This is a genomic window from Pseudoxanthomonas sp. LjRoot125, from assembly GCF_964252705.1.
In the GTDB taxonomy this organism is placed as follows: Bacteria; Pseudomonadota; Gammaproteobacteria; order Xanthomonadales; family Xanthomonadaceae; genus Pseudoxanthomonas_A.
The window spans coordinates 2,008,652-2,027,462 of the sequence record NZ_CAXUOY020000001.1 but is presented as its reverse complement, the minus strand read 5'-3'; the positions used below and the strand labels follow the sequence as shown (position 1 = coordinate 2,027,462).

At 66.7% G+C, this 18,811-nt stretch carries 15 protein-coding genes; 6 read left to right on the top strand and 9 right to left on the bottom strand.

Annotation, left to right across the window (positions count from 1 at the left end; translation table 11 throughout):
- Positions 1–391 precede the first annotated feature (391 nt).
- Both ACSION_RS09365 and ACSION_RS09360 read right to left on the bottom strand, forming a co-directional pair.
- Entirely contained in the window at positions 392–751 is a 360-nt protein-coding gene (locus tag ACSION_RS09365; protein ID WP_435305757.1) for a GFA family protein, read from the bottom strand.
- Positions 748–1,092 (bottom strand): low molecular weight protein tyrosine phosphatase family protein, encoded by a 345-nt coding sequence (locus ACSION_RS09360; protein ID WP_435305756.1) that lies wholly within the window; start codon positions 1,090–1,092, stop codon positions 748–750. The genes ACSION_RS09365 and ACSION_RS09360 overlap by 4 nt, the downstream gene beginning before the upstream one ends.
- Positions 1,093–1,246: 154 nt before the next feature.
- Between ACSION_RS09360 and ACSION_RS09355 the strand changes: the two genes are divergently transcribed.
- A complete protein-coding gene (locus ACSION_RS09355; RefSeq protein ID WP_435305755.1) occupies positions 1,247–2,149 on the top strand; it encodes a hypothetical protein in 903 nt (300 codons plus the stop codon).
- A 72-nt stretch (positions 2,150–2,221) separates the two neighbouring features.
- Here ACSION_RS09355 and ACSION_RS09350 read toward each other — a convergent pair whose 3' ends face one another.
- The 4 genes from ACSION_RS09350 to smc form a co-directional block, all read right to left on the bottom strand.
- The gene (locus ACSION_RS09350) at positions 2,222–2,569 is read right to left on the bottom strand and encodes a DUF2200 domain-containing protein (RefSeq protein WP_435305754.1); all 348 of its coding nucleotides are present in this window, start codon (positions 2,567–2,569) and stop codon (positions 2,222–2,224) included.
- Positions 2,570–2,577: 8 nt separating this feature from the next.
- On the bottom strand, positions 2,578–3,300 hold the full coding sequence (locus ACSION_RS09345; protein WP_435305753.1) for a hypothetical protein: 723 nt from the start codon (positions 3,298–3,300) through the stop codon (positions 2,578–2,580).
- Between the two features lie 73 nt (positions 3,301–3,373).
- Positions 3,374–4,108 carry a cell division protein ZipA gene (gene zipA / locus ACSION_RS09340; RefSeq protein WP_435305752.1) on the bottom strand — a complete coding sequence of 245 codons (735 nt, stop codon included), beginning with the start codon at positions 4,106–4,108 and terminating at the stop codon, positions 3,374–3,376.
- Between the two features lie 34 nt (positions 4,109–4,142).
- Positions 4,143–7,646, bottom strand: coding sequence for a chromosome segregation protein SMC (gene smc, locus ACSION_RS09335; protein ID WP_435305751.1), 3,504 nt, complete (start codon positions 7,644–7,646; stop codon positions 4,143–4,145).
- Between the two features lie 277 nt (positions 7,647–7,923).
- On the opposite strand from smc, the gene ACSION_RS09330 reads away from it, so the two are divergent.
- Positions 7,924–9,126, top strand: coding sequence for an aromatic amino acid transaminase (locus tag ACSION_RS09330; RefSeq protein ID WP_435305750.1), 1,203 nt, complete (start codon positions 7,924–7,926; stop codon positions 9,124–9,126).
- A gap of 53 nt (positions 9,127–9,179) precedes the next feature.
- On the opposite strand, the gene ACSION_RS09325 is transcribed toward ACSION_RS09330, so the two are convergent.
- A complete protein-coding gene (locus ACSION_RS09325) occupies positions 9,180–10,262 on the bottom strand; it encodes an ABC transporter ATP-binding protein (RefSeq protein WP_435305749.1) in 1,083 nt (360 codons plus the stop codon).
- 433 nt (positions 10,263–10,695) lie between these two features.
- Here ACSION_RS09325 and glk point away from each other — a divergent pair, with 433 nt between their 5' ends.
- The 4 genes from glk (at position 10,696) to ACSION_RS09305 (ending at position 14,873) form a co-directional block, all read left to right on the top strand.
- The gene (glk, locus tag ACSION_RS09320) at positions 10,696–11,703 is read left to right on the top strand and encodes a glucokinase (protein WP_435305748.1); all 1,008 of its coding nucleotides are present in this window, start codon (positions 10,696–10,698) and stop codon (positions 11,701–11,703) included.
- 232 nt (positions 11,704–11,935) lie between these two features.
- Positions 11,936–13,846 carry a phosphogluconate dehydratase gene (edd, locus tag ACSION_RS09315; RefSeq protein WP_435305747.1) on the top strand — a complete coding sequence of 637 codons (1,911 nt, stop codon included), beginning with the start codon at positions 11,936–11,938 and terminating at the stop codon, positions 13,844–13,846.
- Positions 13,847–13,873: 27 nt separating this feature from the next.
- Positions 13,874–14,530: a bifunctional 4-hydroxy-2-oxoglutarate aldolase/2-dehydro-3-deoxy-phosphogluconate aldolase gene (locus ACSION_RS09310; protein WP_435305746.1), complete on the top strand. Its 657-nt coding sequence runs from the start codon at positions 13,874–13,876 to the stop codon at positions 14,528–14,530.
- A gap of 25 nt (positions 14,531–14,555) precedes the next feature.
- On the top strand, positions 14,556–14,873 hold the full coding sequence (locus ACSION_RS09305) for a hypothetical protein (RefSeq protein WP_435305745.1): 318 nt from the start codon (positions 14,556–14,558) through the stop codon (positions 14,871–14,873).
- Positions 14,874–14,904: 31 nt separating this feature from the next.
- On the opposite strand, the gene ACSION_RS09300 is transcribed toward ACSION_RS09305, so the two are convergent.
- Complete coding sequence (locus ACSION_RS09300; RefSeq protein WP_435305744.1) at positions 14,905–15,555, bottom strand: hypothetical protein; 651 nt, start codon at positions 15,553–15,555, stop codon at positions 14,905–14,907.
- 74 nt (positions 15,556–15,629) lie between these two features.
- On the bottom strand, positions 15,630–18,782 hold the full coding sequence (locus tag ACSION_RS09295; protein ID WP_435305743.1) for a discoidin domain-containing protein: 3,153 nt from the start codon (positions 18,780–18,782) through the stop codon (positions 15,630–15,632).
- Positions 18,783–18,811 lie beyond the last annotated feature (29 nt).

Genomic DNA, 18,811 nt, shown 5'->3' with positions numbered 1-18,811 from the left:
TTGGGTGCCTTCAGCCGCCGGACCGTCCGCAAGGCTCGGAATCCCAACGATGGAGCTCAGAAGCCCCATCGATGGAGCTCCGAGTGCGATCGATGGGGCTCGGAATGCCATCGATGGGTTTCCGAATGCGATCGATGGAGCTCGTGCATGCCATCGATGGCTTTCGGCGTGTGATCGATGGGGCTGGGGAGCTCGATCGATGGAGCTCGGAATGTGATCGATGGGCCTTTGCGTGCGATCGATGGCTTTCGGAATGCCATCGATGGAGCTCCAGTGCCCCATCGTTGGCATTCTGGGCCTTGCGCGCGAAGCTCGGAGGGTCGTCGATGGGGTTCGGAACCCGATGTCCAACTCAATGTGACTAGCCCGCCACCCAATGTCGGGCCGGCGGTCACGGCATGCCCGCACCCACCGTCATCCTCACCGGGATGCCGGCGGGGTCGAATCCGTCCAGGCAGTAGACGTTGATGCCGTAGTAGTCCGGGGTGACGCGCTTGCGGTGGAACGGGTAGATGCCGCACACCTTGCAGAAATGGTGGTGCGCGGTGTGCGTGTGGAACTGGTAGTCGGCGAGCACTTCGGCGCCGGCCAGCAGGCGGAACGCGCTTTCGTGCACTTTCACCATCAGCGCGTTCTTCTTGCGGCAGATCGAGCAGTCGCACTGCGTCAGTTCGGGAAAGTCGGTGTCGATCTCGAAGCGGATGGCCCCGCAGTGGCAGCTGCCGGTCCAGGTCTGCAGGGGGCGGCTCATGCGAGCCCCGCGTTGGCAGGCAGGAACCGCGTGACCTTCTGCTTCAGCAGTTGGATGAGCACGGGATCCATGAAGTCGTAGTCGTCGGGGATCTCGAGGCAGATCACGCGCTTGCCGTTGAGGTGCGCGCGGAACCGCTTCGCGAGGCGATTGCGATGGGCTTTCTCCATCACGAAGATCAGGTCCGCCCACGCCAGCACCTCCGGTGAGACCGGCGTGCCGGCTTCATGGCCCAGACCGGCGGATGCCGTCTCGATCCCCGGCCAGTCGGCGAACACCTGCTCCGCCGTCGGACTGCGCAGGCGATTCTGGGTGCAGATGAAGAGGACGTTGCGGGGCATGGGAGAAGTGTGCAGCAGGACACGGCCGCAACCAAGGCCAGCACCGTGGTGCCGCTTCCAGGGCGCAACTCAAGCGCTTCCGAGGGAATGTTAATTTACGCCGGGCGAGCCCTCGTGCATGTTGGCGTTCCGTTCTTGCTCAAGAAAGATCCCCATGGTCGCTCGAAAGACAGCGCTGCTGCTCTCCGTCTCCGGGCTTGTGATCGCCGCCATCGCCATGCTCATGCTCTCCTCCCTGCGTAGAGCCGGAACACCCGATCATGCTTCAGCCAGCCGACGATCCAGCGCCCCTGAGATGATGCGGGAAGACGCGATCCACGCCGCCGGCCACCCTTCTGTCGCGACGAGCGCACAGGACCCCACGCCTGATTTCGAATCGGCGCCGGACCTCAGGCGTTTCCTCGACAGCATCCTGCAGAGGGCAAAGTACGGGGATCCGGAAGCTCAATGGGCAATGTTCCAAACCCATGAATACTGCAAGGGATACGCGAGGAGTCCGGCTCGCTTCTCCATGGAAACGGAAGCCCTGGCGAACGGCATTCCGCAGGGACAAGCATCCCGGCTGAAGGAGGCCCGAAGCCGAGTAAGCGATCGCTGCCGGAACATCATGCCGTCCGATATCCCGTCGGAAGCCGACCTGCTATCGCTGTTAGCCGACGCGGCGGGATCGGGTCACCTCGCTGCGAAAGCGTCCCTGCTTTCCCTGGATGTTGACCACGCCTCGCCGGACGAAGATGTCCGGCAGATCACCCAGCACGTCAGGCAATCCCGCGACCCACAGGCCTACCTCGCGATCTCCAATGCAATGGGCATTGGCGCAAGTGGGAGAGAGAACGTCTTCGGCGATGTATCCGGTACGGAATACGCTACGTATGCCTGGCAAATAGCAGCTTGTAGGAGAGGACTGGCATGCGGACCAAGCAGCGCCATCATGACGTCGTACTGTTCGGCCGGGGGTGTGTGCGGGCAATTCACCGACCTCAGGGACTTGATACTCAACGGGCTGGTGCCATCGCGTGACGCCGCGAGAGTGGAGGAAATGGCTGCGGGTCTGTAACCCGCCGAAGAAAAAGATGCCGCCGGGACCTGCCGTTTCGAGTTCGTTTCGCTTCAGACCCAGCCATTGTGATCAGCGCAGGATCTTCTCCATCGCCTTCCCCTTCGCCAACTCGTCCACCAGCTTGTCGAGGTAGCGGATCTTCTGCATCAACGGGTCGTCCACGTCCTCGACGCGGACGCCGCAGACCACGCCCTTGATGAGCGAGGCATGCGGATGGAGTTGCGGGGCTTCGGCGAAGAAGGTTTCAACGTCCTTCATGGCTTTGATCTGCTGCTCGAGTCCGGCCTGGTCGTAGCCGGTCAGCCAGCGGATGACTTCGTCGACTTCGGCTTTCGTCCGGCCCTTGCGTTCGGCCTTCTGCACGTAGAGCGGGTACACGCTGGCGAAGGCGGTGGTGAAGATGCGGTGGGCGGTCATCGCTTCGCTCACCCAAGCCTGTCCGCTGCTTGAGCATTCGAACGATCCGAAATCGCCATGGCCACATCGACAAACCTAGTCAATGCTTTAGCGGTCATGTCATTCCATGCGGATTTCAGCTCACGCGTATTCGATCTTGTCAGCGGCAAATCCTTATCGGGAACTCCCGCGATGTCTGGAAAAGTACGCCAGAACGTCAATGCGCTTTGGGCTTCTTGCTGGAGGTCAAACAATAGCTCTATATCTACTGATTCCAGTCGATGACTGAACTGAAGTAAGCGCTCGGCTTCCTGCCAGGTTCCTTGCAAATGCGCCGCTAGCGTTTTCCACCCTTTGCCGTCCAAGACCTCAAGCCTTGCGCGCATGCTCGGCTGAAGAACTTGCACGCCAACGCGCATCACCTCCCTATTAATTTTCTTCAAATCGCCAGATTGGAGAATCTCATGGTTGAGAACTTCAGTTCCGAAGCCGAGGGAGCTACGCAAGCCACTGACCGATGCGTTTGAGAGGTTGCGCAGCCGATCTGCAATTCGAACCGATGTACCCATCCAGGCTTTCTTCTCGTGCGCCTTAAGTACCCAGTCGACATAAGCAACCGTGATAACAATTCCGATTAGCTCAGTTGCTAAATTGAGAAGAAACCCATCGGTATATGTGTACGAGTTAAGCCAAATGCTTACAGAAGCAAGCGCCAGTAGCGGCAGAGCCAGCTTCAGGAGAAGTGCTTTCATCCCAGCATCCTTTAGACCTCGACTGCCGCCCAACTACAGTTGATCTACAGAACTAGCCAGATTGCACCGCGACTCACCACCGCGGCGCCTTCGTCAGCGGCGGCGCTTCGTGCTGGCGGTCGTAGGCGCGCAGTTCTTCGCGGATGTGCTGGATGCGCTGGCGGCCGAGGGTATTGCGGCTGTCGTCGAGGACCACGCCGCCTAGCAGTTCGGCCATGCGTTCGACGTTGGGGACCAGCTTTTCCCACGCTTCCAGTGCGGTCATCGGCGCCGGCAGCGTGAGAAAGAAGGCGATGGCCGGGGTTTCCAGTTCGCGGATGTGGGCCATGTCGAAACTGCCCGGCTGCATGATGTTGGCCATGCTGAAGACCGGGCCGCGTTCGGGGTGGCCTTCCACCAGGCGGTGGAACACGTTCATGTGGCCGAAGGTCAGGCCGGTCTTCTCAGCCGCGACCACGATGTCCTCGCCGCGCAGCACGTGGCCGGCCTTGGCCGCGACGTAGAGCGAGACGATCTTGTCGAAATCCTGGCTGGGGCGCTTGCCCAGGTCGCTGTCCACGCCGGCGACCGGCGTGCCGCCGGCCAGGCCGAGTTGCGGTTGGCTGACCCGTTCGCCGCTGTAGTCCTGCACCTGCTCGCTGGTGTCGTCGCCGGCGATGCTGGGCTCTACACGCGCGGTGTCGCGCTCGGTGGTTTCGATGCGACGGCCCTGGCTGGGCTTCTTGGGGCGTCCGAACAGGAAGATCGCCGCCAGCAGCAGGACGCCGGCGACGAGGATTCCGATACGAAGCATGGCCATGTCGGACACAGGGGATTCTCCGGCAGGTTGGGATCGATCAGGGTCAGGCGGCGCCGGCCAGGCGGGCGGCCTCTTCGAGGTCCACCGACACCAGGCGGCTGACACCGGGTTCCCGCATGGTAACGCCACTGAGCTGGTGTGCGGCTTCCATCGTGGCCTTGTTGTGGGACACGAACAGGAACTGCACCTTCTCGCTCATCTCCTTGACCATGTTGGTGAAGCGGCCGACGTTGGCTTCGTCCAGCGGCGCGTCCACCTCGTCCAGCAGGCAGAACGGCGCGGGGTTGAGCTGGAAGATGGCGAACACCAGCGCCACCGCGGTCATCGCCTTCTCGCCGCCGGACAGCAGCGAGATGTTCGACACGCGCTTGCCCGGCGGGCGCGCCATGATCGCCACGCCGGTATCCAGCAGGTCCTCGCCGGTCAGTTCCAGGTAGGCGTGGCCGCCGCCGAACAGGCGCGGGTACAGCTGTTGCACGCCGGCGTTGACGCGGTCGAAGGTGTCCTTGAAGCGGCCGCGGGTCTCGCGGTCGATCTTGCGGATGGCTTCTTCCAGCGTGTCCAGTGCGGAGGTCAGGTCGGCGTTCTGGGCTTCCAGGTACTCCGAGCGCTGGCTGGCTTCGCCGTATTCGTGGATGGCGGCCAGGTTGACCGGCTCCAGGCGGCGCATGCGGCCGTCGATCTGGGTGACGGCCTGCTCCCACTCGCGGATGTCGGCGACCTCCGGCAGCGTGTTGACGACGTCTTCCAGCACGAAGCCGCCGGCCACGACCGCATCGGACAGCTGCTCGGCCTTCAGCGCGAGCGCCTGCTGGTCGAGCTTGCGCTGCGAGATGCGCTCGCGCTGGGCCAACGCCTGCTCATCGCGCTGCTGGCGGGTCTGTTCGTACTGGCGCAGTTCGTTGTCGATGCCGTCGAGCAGCGCGCGCGCTTCGGCCAGTTGGCGGTCGGCGGTGACGCGATGCTCCAGCGCGGCCTGGCGCTGGGCATCCAGTTCCTGCACCGGCGAATCGCCTTCGTTCAACTGCAGGGTGAGTTCTTCCAGGCGTGAATCCAGCTGGCCGCGCTGGCCGCCCATGCGGTCCAGGGCCTGGCTCAGCGAGACGATCTGGGCGCGCTGCGATTCCAGCGTCAGTGCGAGTGCATGCGCGGTGTCGCGCGAGGTGCGCGCGGCTTCGCGGGCCTGGTCACGGGCGTCCACGCGTTCGCGGCGCTCGCTTTCCAGCGCCTGGCGGGCGGACTCGAGGTCGCCCATGCGGCCGACGGCATCTTCCAGCTTCGCACGGGCTTCGCGGGCCTGCTCACGACTGGCGTCGAGGGTTTCGACGAGTTGGGCGATCTCGCCGTCGATGCGTTCGATGCGGGTGCGGGTGGCGTCCACGCGGCCCTGCTGGCTCTGCAGCTGGCCGGCCAGTTCCGACACGCCGCGATGGGCGATGTACAGCGTGCGCTGGGCGTCTTCGCGCTGCTGCTCGGCGGCCAGCAACTGGTCGCGCAGGCTGGCCAGGCGCTCTTCGAGTTCGGCTTCACGGGCCTGCAGCGTTTCGATCTCGCCGCGCAGCGACTGGATCTCGCGCTCGCGCAGCAGCGCGCCCTGCTTGGCCGCGCCGGAGCGCAGCACGCGCACCCAGCCGTTGCCCAGGCGTTCGCCGTTACGGGTGATGACGGAATCGCCGTCGGGTAGCTGCGCCTGCAGGCGACGCGCTTCGGCGAGGTCGTCGGCGACATGCAGACGGGCCAGCAGGCGACGGATCGCGGCCGGGCCCTGCACTTTCGCGGCCAGCGAAGTCGGCGAGAAGGCGACGTCGCCCGCTTCGCCCGACACCAGCGCGATGCGGCCCTCGCCGAGTTCTCCCAGGGCGTCGACCAAGGATTCCGGTGCGTCGACCAGCACGCCTTCGATCAGCTGACCGAGCGCGCCTTCGACAGCGTTCTCCCAGCCCGGCTCGACGGTGAGCTTCTCGCCCACGCGCGCCGCGCTGTCCAGGCCGCGCGACTGCAGCCAGCTCATCGCGGCGCCCTGCTCCTGGCCGAGCGCGGCGTGCTGCAGCGTCTCCAGCGAGGACAGGCGGCCGCGGGCTTCCTGCGCGCGCTTGCGAACGTCGGACAATTCGGTCTGCGTGCCGCGCTGCTGCTCCTGCACGTCGGCGGCACCCTGCTTGCGCGTCTCGACCTGCTCGGTCAGCGTTTCCAGCGATTCTTTCTGGGTGTCGTGCTGGAGTTGCAGCTGTTCGAACGCGCTCGCCAGCGCGTCGAGGTCCAGCCCGGTACGCTCGCTCGCCAGCGCTTCGCGGCGCCGGTCGGCTTCGAGGGCCTGACGGTCGAGGTAATCGACGCGGGTGCGTTCCACGTCGCCGGCGCGCGAGGCTTCGGCCGTTTCGCGGCTGTGGGTTTCCCAGCGCTGCTGCCAGTCGGCCAATGCCGTCTCGGCCTCGCGCAGGGCGTCCTGGCGCATGAGGTCTTCTTCGCGCAGCTGCTCGAGCTGCGGTTCGGCATCGGCGACCGAATCGCGGAGCACGTTCAGGCGGGTTTCGTCACCGCTGATGTGCTGGCCGAGTTCCTGCAGCGCGTTGTGGGCTTCGTCGCGCGCCTTCTTCAGGCGCTCGGCGAGGTCGCGCTGGTGCTGGATCTGCTGTTCGACGCGGGCCAGCGTGCTGCCGACCTGGTAGACCTCGCCCTGCGCCTTGTTGAGGCCGTCGGCGGCTTCCTCGCGGCGCACGCGGTCGGTTTCCAGCAGGCGCTCGGCTTCGCGCTGTTCGGCGATGAGCTGCTGCAGCTTGGTTTCTTCCTGGGCCAGCTTCTCGCGCAGGCCCTGCAACTTGCCGTCCAGGCCACGGTACTCGAGCGCTTTCCACTCGGCGTCCTTCACCCGGCGCTCTTCCTGCAGGGCCTTGTACTGCTCGGCCTGCTTGGCCTGGCGCTTGAGGTGCTCGAGCTGCTTGCCGATTTCCTCGCGCAGGTCGTTGAGGCGGTCCAGGTTCTCGCGGGTGTGGCGGATGCGGGTCTCGGTCTCCTTGCGGCGTTCCTTGTACTTGGAGATGCCGGCGGCTTCTTCCAGGTACACGCGCAGGTCTTCCGGGCGGGCCTCGATGATCTGGCTGATCATGCCCTGCTCGATGATCGAGTAGCTGCGCGGGCCCAGGCCGGTGCCGAGGAACAGGTCGGTGATGTCGCGGCGGCGGCACTTGGTGCCGTTGAGGTAGTAATTGCTCTGGCCGTCGCGGCTGACCTGGCGCTTGACCGAGATTTCGTTGAACGCCGCGAATTCGCCGCTGATGGCGTGGTCGCTATTGTCGAAGATCAGTTCCACCGTCGCCTGGCTGACCGGCTTGCGCGCGGAGCTGCCGGAGAAGATCACGTCGGTCAGCGAATCGCCGCGCAGGCGGCTGGCCGAGCTCTCGCCCATGACCCAGCGCACCGCGTCGATGATGTTCGACTTGCCGCACCCGTTCGGCCCGACCACGCCGGTCATGTTGGTCGGCAGGTGGAGCACGGTGGGATCGACGAACGATTTGAAACCGGACAGCTTGATGGTGGAAAGGCGCATGCGGCGGTGTCTTCCGGGCACCGCGACCGGACCGAGCCGACGCGCTGCCGCAAGTATGTAAAGGGATCAGCTTTGATTGCCAATCTATTGATTTATATGGCAATCCAATGCACCCAACGGCGCACCAACGAATGAGTATAGCGGCCCCCGCCACGCCGTGCCCGGGCCTCCGGCCGCCGTACGCCGCCCCGGGCTGGAAGTACGGGAAAGGCCCGCGCCTGTTAGCATCGCAGGCCGCTCCACCCCTCCCCCCTCCCACACCAACGGCCCACATTCCGTGTCTCTTTTTGCATCCGTCGAACTGGTGCCCGGCGACCCCATCCTGGGGCTGACCGAGGCCTACAACGCCGATCCCCGTACCCAGAAGGTCAACCTGGGCGTCGGCATCTATTACGACGAACAGGGGCGCATTCCCCTGCTCGACTGCGTGCGTCAGGTGGAACAGGCGCTGGCCGCCGCCGCCAAACCGCGCGGCTACCTGCCGATCGACGGCCTGGCCGCCTATGACGCGGCGACCCGCGAGTTGGTCTTCGGCAAGGAATCGGCCCTGGTCGCCGCCGGCCGCGTGGCCACCACCCAGACCGTCGGCGGCAGCGGCGCCCTGCGCGTCGGCGCGGACCTGCTGAAGAAACTGTTGCCGCACGCGACCGTGGCGATCAGCAACCCGAGTTGGGAAAACCATCGTGCGGTGTTCGGCGCTGCCGGCTTCGACATCGTCGACTACACCTACTTCGACGCGGCCACCCACGGCCTGGATTTCGCCGGCCTGCTCGCCGACCTCGGCCAGCTCAAGCCGGGCACCGTCGTACTGCTGCACGCGTGCTGCCACAACCCCACCGGCGCCGACCTGACGGTCGACCAGTGGAAGCAGGTGGCGGGCGTGCTGAAAGAGCGCGGCCTGTTCCCCTTCATCGACATGGCCTACCAGGGCTTCGACAAGGGCATCACCGAAGATGGCGCGGCCGTGCGGATCATCGCCGAGGCTGGCATCGACAGTTTCGTCGTCGCCAACTCGTACTCGAAGTCGTTCTCGCTCTACGGCGAGCGCGTCGGTGCGCTGTCGGTGGTCGCACCCGATGCCACCGCCGCCAAGGCGGTGCAGTCGCAGGTCAAGCGCATCATCCGCACGATCTACTCCAGCCCGTCCACGCACGGCGCCGCGCTGGTGGCCGGCGTGCTGGCCAGCCCGGAGCTGCGCGCGCTGTGGGAGAACGAGCTCGGCGGCATGCGCGAACGCATCCATGCCCTGCGTGCCGGCCTGGTCGACAAGCTGGCGGCGCTGGGCGCGCCGGAGTTCGCCTTCATCCAGCAGCAGGCGGGCATGTTCTCGTACTCCGGCCTGGGCAAGGCGCAGGTCGACCGCCTCCGCGATGAGTTCGGCATCTACGCCGTCGGCACGGGCCGCATCTGCGTGGCTGCGCTGAACCAGCAGAACCTGGATTACGTAGCACAGGCCGTCCACACCGTCAGTCGCCGCTGACGGCGAAGACGCCCGTGTAAAAGAAAAGGGAGGCTTCGGCCTCCCTTTTTCGTTCAACCCAGCCGCATGCCGCTGTCCGGATCGAAGAAATGCGGCACGGCGTTCTCCAGGGTGACGCGCAATGCGTGACCGGGTTCGGGCAGGTGCTGCGGTGGCATGCGCGCGACCAGTGCCTGGCCGGCATAGGACAGATTGACGAAGACCTCGTTGCCCACCGGCTCGATCAGCTCGACCTGCGCCTCGAACGCCGGCTTGCCGATGCCGGCCGGCTGCAGGTGCTCAGGTCGCAGTCCCATCGCCACGCGGCGTCCGAGCCACGCGTTGGAGACCGGCGCCGGCCCCAGCGGCACGGCCGCACCACCGTCGAGCACCAACCGCAACCCTTCGTCCTGCTGCAGCGTGCCCTGCAGGACGTTCATCGCCGGGCTGCCCAGGAAGCCGGCGACGAACAGGTTCGCCGGCCGGTCGTACAGCGCCATCGGCGTGTCGATCTGCTGGATCTCGCCATCCTTCAACACCACGATGCGCTGGCCCAGCGTCATCGCTTCGACCTGATCGTGCGTCACGTAGACCATCGTCGCGCCCAGCTGGCGATGCAGCCGCCCGATCTCGGTCCGCACGGAGTGGCGCAGCTTGGCATCGAGGTTCGACAGCGGTTCGTCGAGCAGGAATACCGATGGCTCGCGCACCAGCGCACGCCCCAGCGCGACGCGCTGGCGTTGTCCGCCGGACATCTCGCGCGGCAGCTTGCCCAGCATGTGGGTCATGCCGAGCGTGTCGGCCGCGGCGTTGACCCGCCGCTCGATCTCCGCACGCGCCACGCCGCGCAGCTTCAGTCCGAAGGCGAGGTTCTCGGCCACGGTCATGTGCGGGTACAGCGCATAGCTCTGGAACACCATCGCGATGTCGCGATCCTTCGGGGCCACGTCGTTCACGCGGCGACCGCCGATCAACAGGTTGCCGTCGGTGATGTCCTCGAGGCCGGCGATCATCCGCAGCAGCGTCGACTTGCCGCAACCGGACGGACCCACCAGCACCATGAGTTCGCCGTCGGCGATCTCGAAACTGGCCCCGTGCACGGCGACCTGGCCGTTGTCGTACACCTTGCGCACGCGGTCGAGTTGGACACTGGCCATCACTGCTCCGGTCGGGCATCGCCCGTCTGCTGGGTTGCCGCCGCCGGGCCCCTCCCGGTCGCAGCCGCCACCCTCGCGGGCGACGTGTTCGCTTCCCGTTCCGTGGGCGGGGAAGTTGCGCTATTCTGCCATGTAACCGTTTTCACAGCGCAAGCGGCCCCGGCGCCGATGTCCTGAAGTCCCCACCGCACATCCTGCCGCCCATGCGTTCTTCTTCGCTCCGCACGCTCGCCCCCGCTCCCGCGTATGCCGGAATCGCGCATACGTATACGCATGTCGCATACGCGAGCGCCGCGACATCCCCGCGGCGCAGGTGCGCGCTATCATGCGCCGCCCACGCGACGTGGCCACTCCACGGCAATACAGGATCGACCAGGCGAATGCAGCGGACCAGTTTCGGAAGCCACACTGCAGCGAACAGGATGTTTCCCGCATGAGCAACGCTGATCGCGTCCTCCTCGCCGATATCGGCGGCACCAATGCGCGCTTCGCGCTGGCCGATCCGCATGCCGAGGTTCCGCTGCTCGACGACAGCGTGCGCGAGTTCGTGGTGGCCGATTTCCCGTCGCTCGCCGATGCCGCACAGCACTACCTCGACGAGACCGGCGCCACTGCCCAGAACGGTGTGTTCGCCGTTGCCGGCCGCGTCGATGGTGACGAAGCGCGCATCACCAACCATCCCTGGGTCATCTCGGTGAACCGCACGCGCCAGGCGCTCGGTTTCCAGGGCCTGAAGCTGGTCAACGATTTCGCCGCGCAGGCCATGGCGGTCTCGCTGCTGACGCCGCGCGACGTGGTCGCCATCGGCGGCGCGCGCTGGAACCCCGCACCGCTGTCGGTGCCACGCACGTACGCCGTCATCGGCCCCGGTACCGGGCTGGGCGTCGCCGCGCTGGTGATCCGCGACGGCCGCGCGTACCCGCTGGAAACCGAAGGCGGCCACGTCAGCTTCCCGCCCGGCACGCCGGAAGAAATCCGCATCCTCGAAATCCTGTCCGCGCAGTTCGGCCGCGTGTCGAACGAACGCCTGATCTGCGGCCCCGGCCTGGTCAACCTGTATCGCGCGCTCAGCGAAATCGCGGGCGAGGATCCGGGTGGTCCGCTGGAACCGAAAGACGTCACCGCGCGCGCCGCCGCCGGCGATCCGCGCTGCGTGCGCACGCTGGATGTGTTCTGCGCCGTGTTCGGCGCGATCGCAGGCGACCTGGTGCTCACCACCGGCGCATGGGATGGCGTGTTCCTCACCGGCGGACTGGTGCCGAAGCTGCTGCCGTCGCTGCAGCATTCCGGCTTCCGTCAGCGCTTCGAACACAAGGGCCGGTTCTCGCCGGCGATGGGCCGCGTGCCGACGCTCGCGAACGTGCACCCGCGTCCCGGCCTGCTCGGTGCGGCGGCGTACGCCGTCGAGTTGTTCGGCTCGGGACAACCCGCGCGCGCCTGAGGTTTCGCGCATTTGCGCGCTGCATCGCAGCACGATGCAGCGGTGTGCACCAAGACTGGTCTGGCTTTGGTCGCTTTCGCGCCTGCGTCAAAGGCGGTAGAAAGCAGCATGCCGTCGCCGTCTTCCTCCGTCCTGCCGCTCCGCACGTGGAGCCCCGGGTGCGGCGCGCTTCTCACGACCTTTTCCGCCACGACATGCAGAATTCCCACGTCTGCAGCCTAGCCCTACGCCCATGAGCCTGCACCCCCGCATCCAGGAAGTCACCGAACGCATCCGCCAACGCAGCGCCCCGTTGCGCCGCGCCTATCTCGACGGCATCGATGCCGCGCACCACGGAGGTCCGCAGCGCGAGCGACTGAGCTGCGGCAACCTGGCGCACGCGTTCGCTGCCTGCGGACCGACCGACAAGGGCCGCCTGCGCGCCGATGCCACGCCCAACCTCGGCATCATCAACGCCTACAACGACATGCTGTCGGCGCACCAGCCGTTCGAGCATTACCCCGAGATCATCCGCCAGGTCGCGCGCGACCTCGGCGCCACCGCGCAGGTTGCCGGCGGCGTGCCGGCCATGTGCGACGGCGTGACCCAGGGTCGTCCCGGCATGGAACTGTCGCTGTTCTCGCGCGACATCATCGCGCAGGCCACGGCGATCTCGCTGAGCCACGACATGTTCGACGCCGCGCTCTACCTCGGCGTGTGCGACAAGATCGTGCCCGGCCTGCTGATCGGCGCGCTGGCGTTCGGCCACCTGCCCGCGGTGTTCGTACCGGCCGGCCCGATGACGCCCGGCATTCCCAACAAGGAAAAGGCCGCCGTGCGCGAGCGCTACGCCGCTGGCCAGGCCACGCGCGAAGAATTGCTTGAGGCGGAGGCCGCGAGCTACCACGCTGCCGGCACCTGCACGTTCTACGGCACCGCGAATTCCAACCAGGTGCTGCTGGAAGCGATGGGCCTGCAATTGCCGGGCACGTCGTTCGTCAATCCCGACCAGCCGCTGCGCGACGTGCTGACCCGCTCCGCCGCCGAGCGCGCGCTGCGCATCACCGCGCTGGGCGACGACTACCGGCCGATCGGGCGCCTGATCGACGAGCGCGCCATCGTCAACGCGATGGCGGCGCTGATGGCGACCGGCGGTTCCACCAACCACACGATCCACTGGATCGCGGTCGCACGCTCGGCCGGCGTGGTGCTGACGTGGGACGACATGGACCTGATCGCACAGACCGTGCCGCTGCTGGCGCGCGTGTATCCCAACGGCGAAGCCGACGTGAACCGTTTCGCCGCGGCCGGCGGCACCCAGTTCGTCTTCCGCGAATTGCTCGACGCGGGCCTGATGCACGACCTGCCGACGATCGTGCCCGGTGGCATGCGCGCGTTCTGCGACGAGCCGCGTTTGCAGGACGGCGGTCTCGCCTATGCCCCCGGCATCGCGCAGAGCGCCGACGAGGACGTGGTGCGCCCGGTCGCGCGTGCGTTCGAAGCTCAGGGCGGCCTGCGCCTGCTGCGCGGCAACCTCGGCCGCTCGCTGATCAAGACCTCGGCCGTGAAGCCGGAGTACCGCTTCATCGAAGCGCCGGCCGTCGTCGTCGACGACCCGCGCGCGCTCAACAAGCTGCACGCCGCCGGCGCGCTGCCGCAGGATTTCGTCGCCGTGGTCCGCTACCAGGGCCCGCGCGCGAACGGCATGCCGGAACTGCATTCGCTGGCGCCGCTGCTGGGCCTGCTGCAGAACCAGGGCCGCCGCGTCGCGCTGGTCACCGACGGTCGCCTGTCGGGCGCGTCGGGCAAGATTCCCGCCGCCATCCACCTGACGCCGGAAGCCGCGCGTGGTGGTCCGCTGGCGAAGCTGCGCGAAGGGGACATCCTGCGCCTCGATGCCGAAGCCGGCACGCTCGAAGCGCTCGTCGACGCCACTGAATGGGCATCGCGCGAGATCGCACCCAACACCTCACCTGCCGCGCTGGACCTGGGCCGCAACCTGTTCGCGATCAACCGCGACGTGGTGACACCCGCGGACCGCGGCGGCATGTCGGTGTCCTGCGGCCTGCCCTTCCACGACGGCACGTGGGAGTACGATGCGGAGTACGAGCTCGGCGATGCCATGTATGCCGCCGACGCGCCGCACGAAGCCAAAGACGCCTGAGCCCTCCTTCTTCCAGACTCTCTCCGCATGACCATCGAAGCCCGCCAGCAGAAAGCCGAATCCCTCCTCCGCGCCGCCGGCATCCTGCCGGTCGTCACCGTGCACACGCTGGACGAGGCGCGCCGCGTTTCCGAAGCCCTGCTCAAGGGCGGCCTGCCGGCGATCGAGCTGACGCTGCGCACGCCGGTGGCGATGGAGGCGCTGGCGATGTTGAAGAAGGAACTGCCGGACATCGTGATCGGCGCGGGCACGGTGCTGACGACCGAACAGATCACGCAGTCCATCGATGCGGGCGCGGACTTCCTCGTGACGCCCGGTACCCCGCCCGCACTCGCCGATGCGCTCGCCGCCGCCGACATCCCGGTGGTGCCCGGCGCCGCGACCCCGACCGAACTGCTGTCGCTGATGGGCCGAGGCTTCCGCGTCTGCAAGCTGTTCCCCGCCACCGCCGTGGGCGGTCTGGCGATGCTGAAAGGCCTGGCCGGTCCGCTGTCCGAGCTGAAGATCTGCCCCACCGGCGGCATCACCGAAGACACCGCGGCCGATTACCTCTCGCAGCCGAACGTCGTCTGCATCGGCGGGTCGTGGATGGTGCCGAAGAGCTGGCTCGACAACGGCGAGTGGGACAAGGTCACCGCCAGCTCGGCCAAGGCCGCCGCCATCGTCAAGGGTGTGCGCGGCTGAGGCAGCCAAAGGGTTAGCCGTCGAGATGGAAGAGAACGCATACGAGACACTGACGTTTCGCGCTGAGATCTCACTCGATCAAAGCGCGATGTTCGGTCGACCTGGATTTGGCTCCGGTATACGTCCAAATCATCGTCTACCCGGCAGAGATTATTACGTCTTTGGGCAGATCGATTTCATCGACATCGACTGGCTAGTACCAAGCGAAACATGTGAGGCGACCTGTGTTTTCGTGGTCCCCAAGCAGGATGTCGCCACGTTCGTTCCCGGCTTCCGCTGGGAATTCTCGGAGGGTATTCGTCGCGTCGGCTTTGGCCACATCTTATGGATCGATAACACTTAGCGACCCATCATCCTTTCGGCGAAGGACTACGCTATGTATTTGCCGGCAGCGTCACAGCGACACGCTGTCGCCGCCAGCTGAAGGCCAGCACGCCATACCAGCCGACCATCAGCAGGCCGAGCCACCACTCGAAGATGTTTTCCCAGCGGTCTTTCGCCACAGGGTCCGAGACCGCCAGCCCCGCCACGACATTCGCGATGCCCAGCCCCAGCATCGCCATCGCGATCCACGACATCCACGCGATGACGCTCGCTGGCAGTGCCTGCATGCGCGACGCGCGACGCATCAGCGCCAGTTGCGCGAGATAGCCGAAGCCGAAGTACACCACCACGCCGTAGCGGCGCAGGAAGCGGTAGGCCTCGCCTTCGGTGCCGAGAAAAGTGGCATAGACCGCCAACGCAATCGCCGACATCGCACCTAAAGCAAGCATCAGCCGGCCTCCGCGTAGCCAGAGCCGGGCCAGCCACCACACCAGTGCGTGCAGCACGGCGCACGGGATCACCAGCAGTCGGAACAGGTGGTTGCCGTCGCCATGACGGGCGGCGCGGCTGATCGACACGCAGCCCTCGAGATACGGCACGCAGGCCGGAACATGGCCGGCCTGGATCGACAGCAGGTAGGCCGCATGCGCCGCGACCAGGAACAGCAGCGCGATCAGCAGCGGCAGCGGCCAGAGCGGCATTCGGGGGTCATCGGCGTTCATGGCAAGAGGCGCTGGCAGGAGCCGCGCCTACTCTATCCCCATCCGTCGTGCGCTCAACGTGCGCGGATACTGACCTTCGCCGGCAGCGTGGTGATGCGCAGCTCGCCGTCCTTCCACTGCGCCGGTTTGCCGTTGACGCGGGTTTCGCCCGGCTCGCTCGCGTACGGCCACGGCAACACCAGGCCACCGGCCGGCAGCGTCATGCCCGCCTTCACGTCGAGCTGGAGCTGCCCGTCCGTCTTTCGCAGCCGGTAGCCGAGCGCGCCGTTCGGCGTGCGCAGCCCGTCGATGGCGATGCCCTCGCCGTCCAGCCACGCCGCCGGCACGCCCGCCGCCAGCACGAGGCTGTCGTCGGCTTCGCGGGTGTAGGCGAACATGTCCAGCGCCGAGCGCACGAAATCCGAGGCGACCCACGCATGCGGAAGATCGCCGACGAAGAACGGCTTGCGCGGCGTGCGCGACACCACTTCCGCCCACTGGTTCCAGGCCTGCGGCGCGCGATCGTCGAAGAAGAAATCCAGCACCTCCCACGCCCGCTCGCGCCACCCCAGCCGCACGAACGCGGCCACGTTGCGCCACTCGTACGGCGTGTAGTCCTTCCATTCGCGCTGGCCATCACGGCGCTGCACGAACTCGCGCCAGTAGCGCTGGAAGGTGTTGTCCAGCAAGTCGGCCGGCAGCATGCCCTGTTCGCCGCCCGGCGCCAGCGCGATGGTGGTCGAGGTCGGGTCGAAGTCGCCGATCTCGGCCGCCCCGGGCAGGTAGTCGATCTTGTTGCGCTCGGTGGCCGCACGCAGCGAGGCGTAAAGGTCGTCGCGGAACTGGTCGCGCGACGCGGCCATGCGTTGGGCTTCGCCCGCCTCGCCCAGCGCTTCGGCCACTTCGACGGCATCCTTGTAACCGCGCAGCGCCCAGAAGTTGTCCCAGTACGAATGCATCGGCTTGGCCGAGTAGCCTTCGTGGCTGATCGAGGCCGGCATCATCCCGTAGAACGCCGCGTTGACCGCGCGGTTGGCTTCCGTGCGCTCGCTGAGGCGCAGTTCTTCCATGTAGGCGAACGCGCCCTGCACGTGCGGCCACATCGCCTTCAGGAACGCCTTGTCGCCCGTGTAGCGGTAGTACTCGGCGATGTTGAAGATCAGTTCGCCGTGGCTGTCGTTCTCCGGCACCGGGTCGCTGCCGCGGTCGTCCACGCAGCACGGCACCTTGCCATTCTTGAACTGGTACGGCGCATACCACTCGACGTACTCCTTCACCACTTCCGGACGACCCAGGCGCAGCAGGCCTTCGGAAATCATGGCGCCGTCGCGAATCCAGCTGCGCGAGTACGAGCGCGTGCCCGGCTGCAGGCGCGGCCCGATCCGCGAGATCAGCATGTGCGCGAGTGCGGTGCGCAGGGTGTCGGCGACCGGCTGGCCTTCGGCCGGCACCTGCAGCTTCATTTCGTCGAGCTTCTTCCGCCAGGTCCCCGCTATCGCCTGCTGGTCGCGCGCCGCATCGATACGCGCCGGCAACGCGCCTTCAAGCGGTGCGACCCAGTCGATGTCCCGGCTCGCACCGGGCGCCAGGGTGAAGCGGTAGATCACCGCGCCAGAGGCCAGGCCCGTCGCGTCGCCGTCGACCGATGCGGTGGCCGCCTTCGACGCGTCGCTCTCTTCGATGCGTTCGCGCACCATGCCTTCATCGAAACGCGACGCCAGCACGGCATCCGGCGCGGCGAACCGCAGGCTGGCACGTCCGTTCACGCTCGCCACGCCATCGCGCACTGCGAGCGCATGGATCGGGCTGAAGCCGCCGGTCGTGTTGAGGAACTGGCTGGGCGGATTGACCTGCCACGGCTGCACAGCGAGGGCAATCGCATAGTCGCGCGGCGCGGTGCCCGTGTTGGTCAGGCGATAGCGTGCGACCACGCGCGAGTCGCCGGGCGTGCCGGCCGCGAACGCCGTGGTGGACAGCGAGAACTGCGGGTGCGTCCAGGTGACCGTGGGCATCGGCAAGTAGCCGTCCTGCAGCGACTGTGTCGCCTGCACATCGGACCAGCCGACCCAGCGGCCATCGACCTGCACGAACGGCTCGACGCTGATGCCGCCCTTTGCGATCTCGATCGCGCCGTCCTCGCCGATCAGGCCCTGCTCGCGCCCGCCGTCCAGTCCGACGATGGTCCAGTACGGCTGTTCGCCGCTGAATCCGCGTGGGAACCAGCCCTTCGGCGCATCGGCCGCCATCGCCTTGATCACGTCGTTCGGATGCGCGGCGAACGCCAGCGGCTTTACGTCCAGCCCGGCAAGCGCGAACGCGTTGCCCGGGCCGTCGCCGATCACGATGCGCACGTAGCGCGCTTCCGATTCCGGCAGCGCGAGGTAGTCGCGCCCACCGTTGCCGTCCACCACCGTGCGCACGTCGCGCCAACGCGCACCATCGTCGGACAGCTGCACGAGGTAGTCGGATGCGTGTTGACCCGCCTTCCAGTCGAGCACCAGGCCGCCGAACTCGCGCACCTTGCCCAGGTCTAGCGTCAGCTGCGGGTCCTGGTTGCCGTGCAGGTCCGCGGACCAGGCGGTATCGGGTTTGCCATCCACCGCCAGCGACGCGGCACCGGCGGGGAACGCGACGTTCGCGCTCGCCTTGCCGGTCAGCGGCGCGCCGTCATCGACGGGCAACGGCTGGAAGGTCAGCTGATCGAAGCAGACCGAGCCCTTGCCGCCGACGTTGTTGTAGATGGTGTATTCGAGCTTGACGCTCTTGCGCAGCACGCGATCCGGATCCGGGCCCCAGGCCTTGTCGATGTGACGCGTCTTGTAGCGCACCGGCGTCCACGCGGTCGGGAAGTCGTATTTCGGCCGGTTGACCCACCATACGTTGTCGCCGCTGGCATCGATGACCTTGAACTGCAGGTCGTTGCGTGGCGAGTCACCGCGCAGCTGGAAACCGAACTGGTAGTTCTGCGGATACTCCAGCACCAGGTCGCGCTGAATGCCCGCATGGCCCGACACACCGTTGAAATCGTAATCCAGGCACATCGCCTTGCCGTCGACGCCCTCCACGGTCCGCAGCGCACCACTGACCTGGTTGGAGGTGACCACGCGCCACGTGGACGCGTCATCGAACGCATCCAGTACGCGCACCGGATTGGCCGCGTGGGCGCTGGCGCAGACCGCCGCGAGCGCTGTCCATCCGGCCGTGAGGCGGGCGAAAGTCGACACCATGTTGTGATCTCCGTCGGAGGGCGACAGCG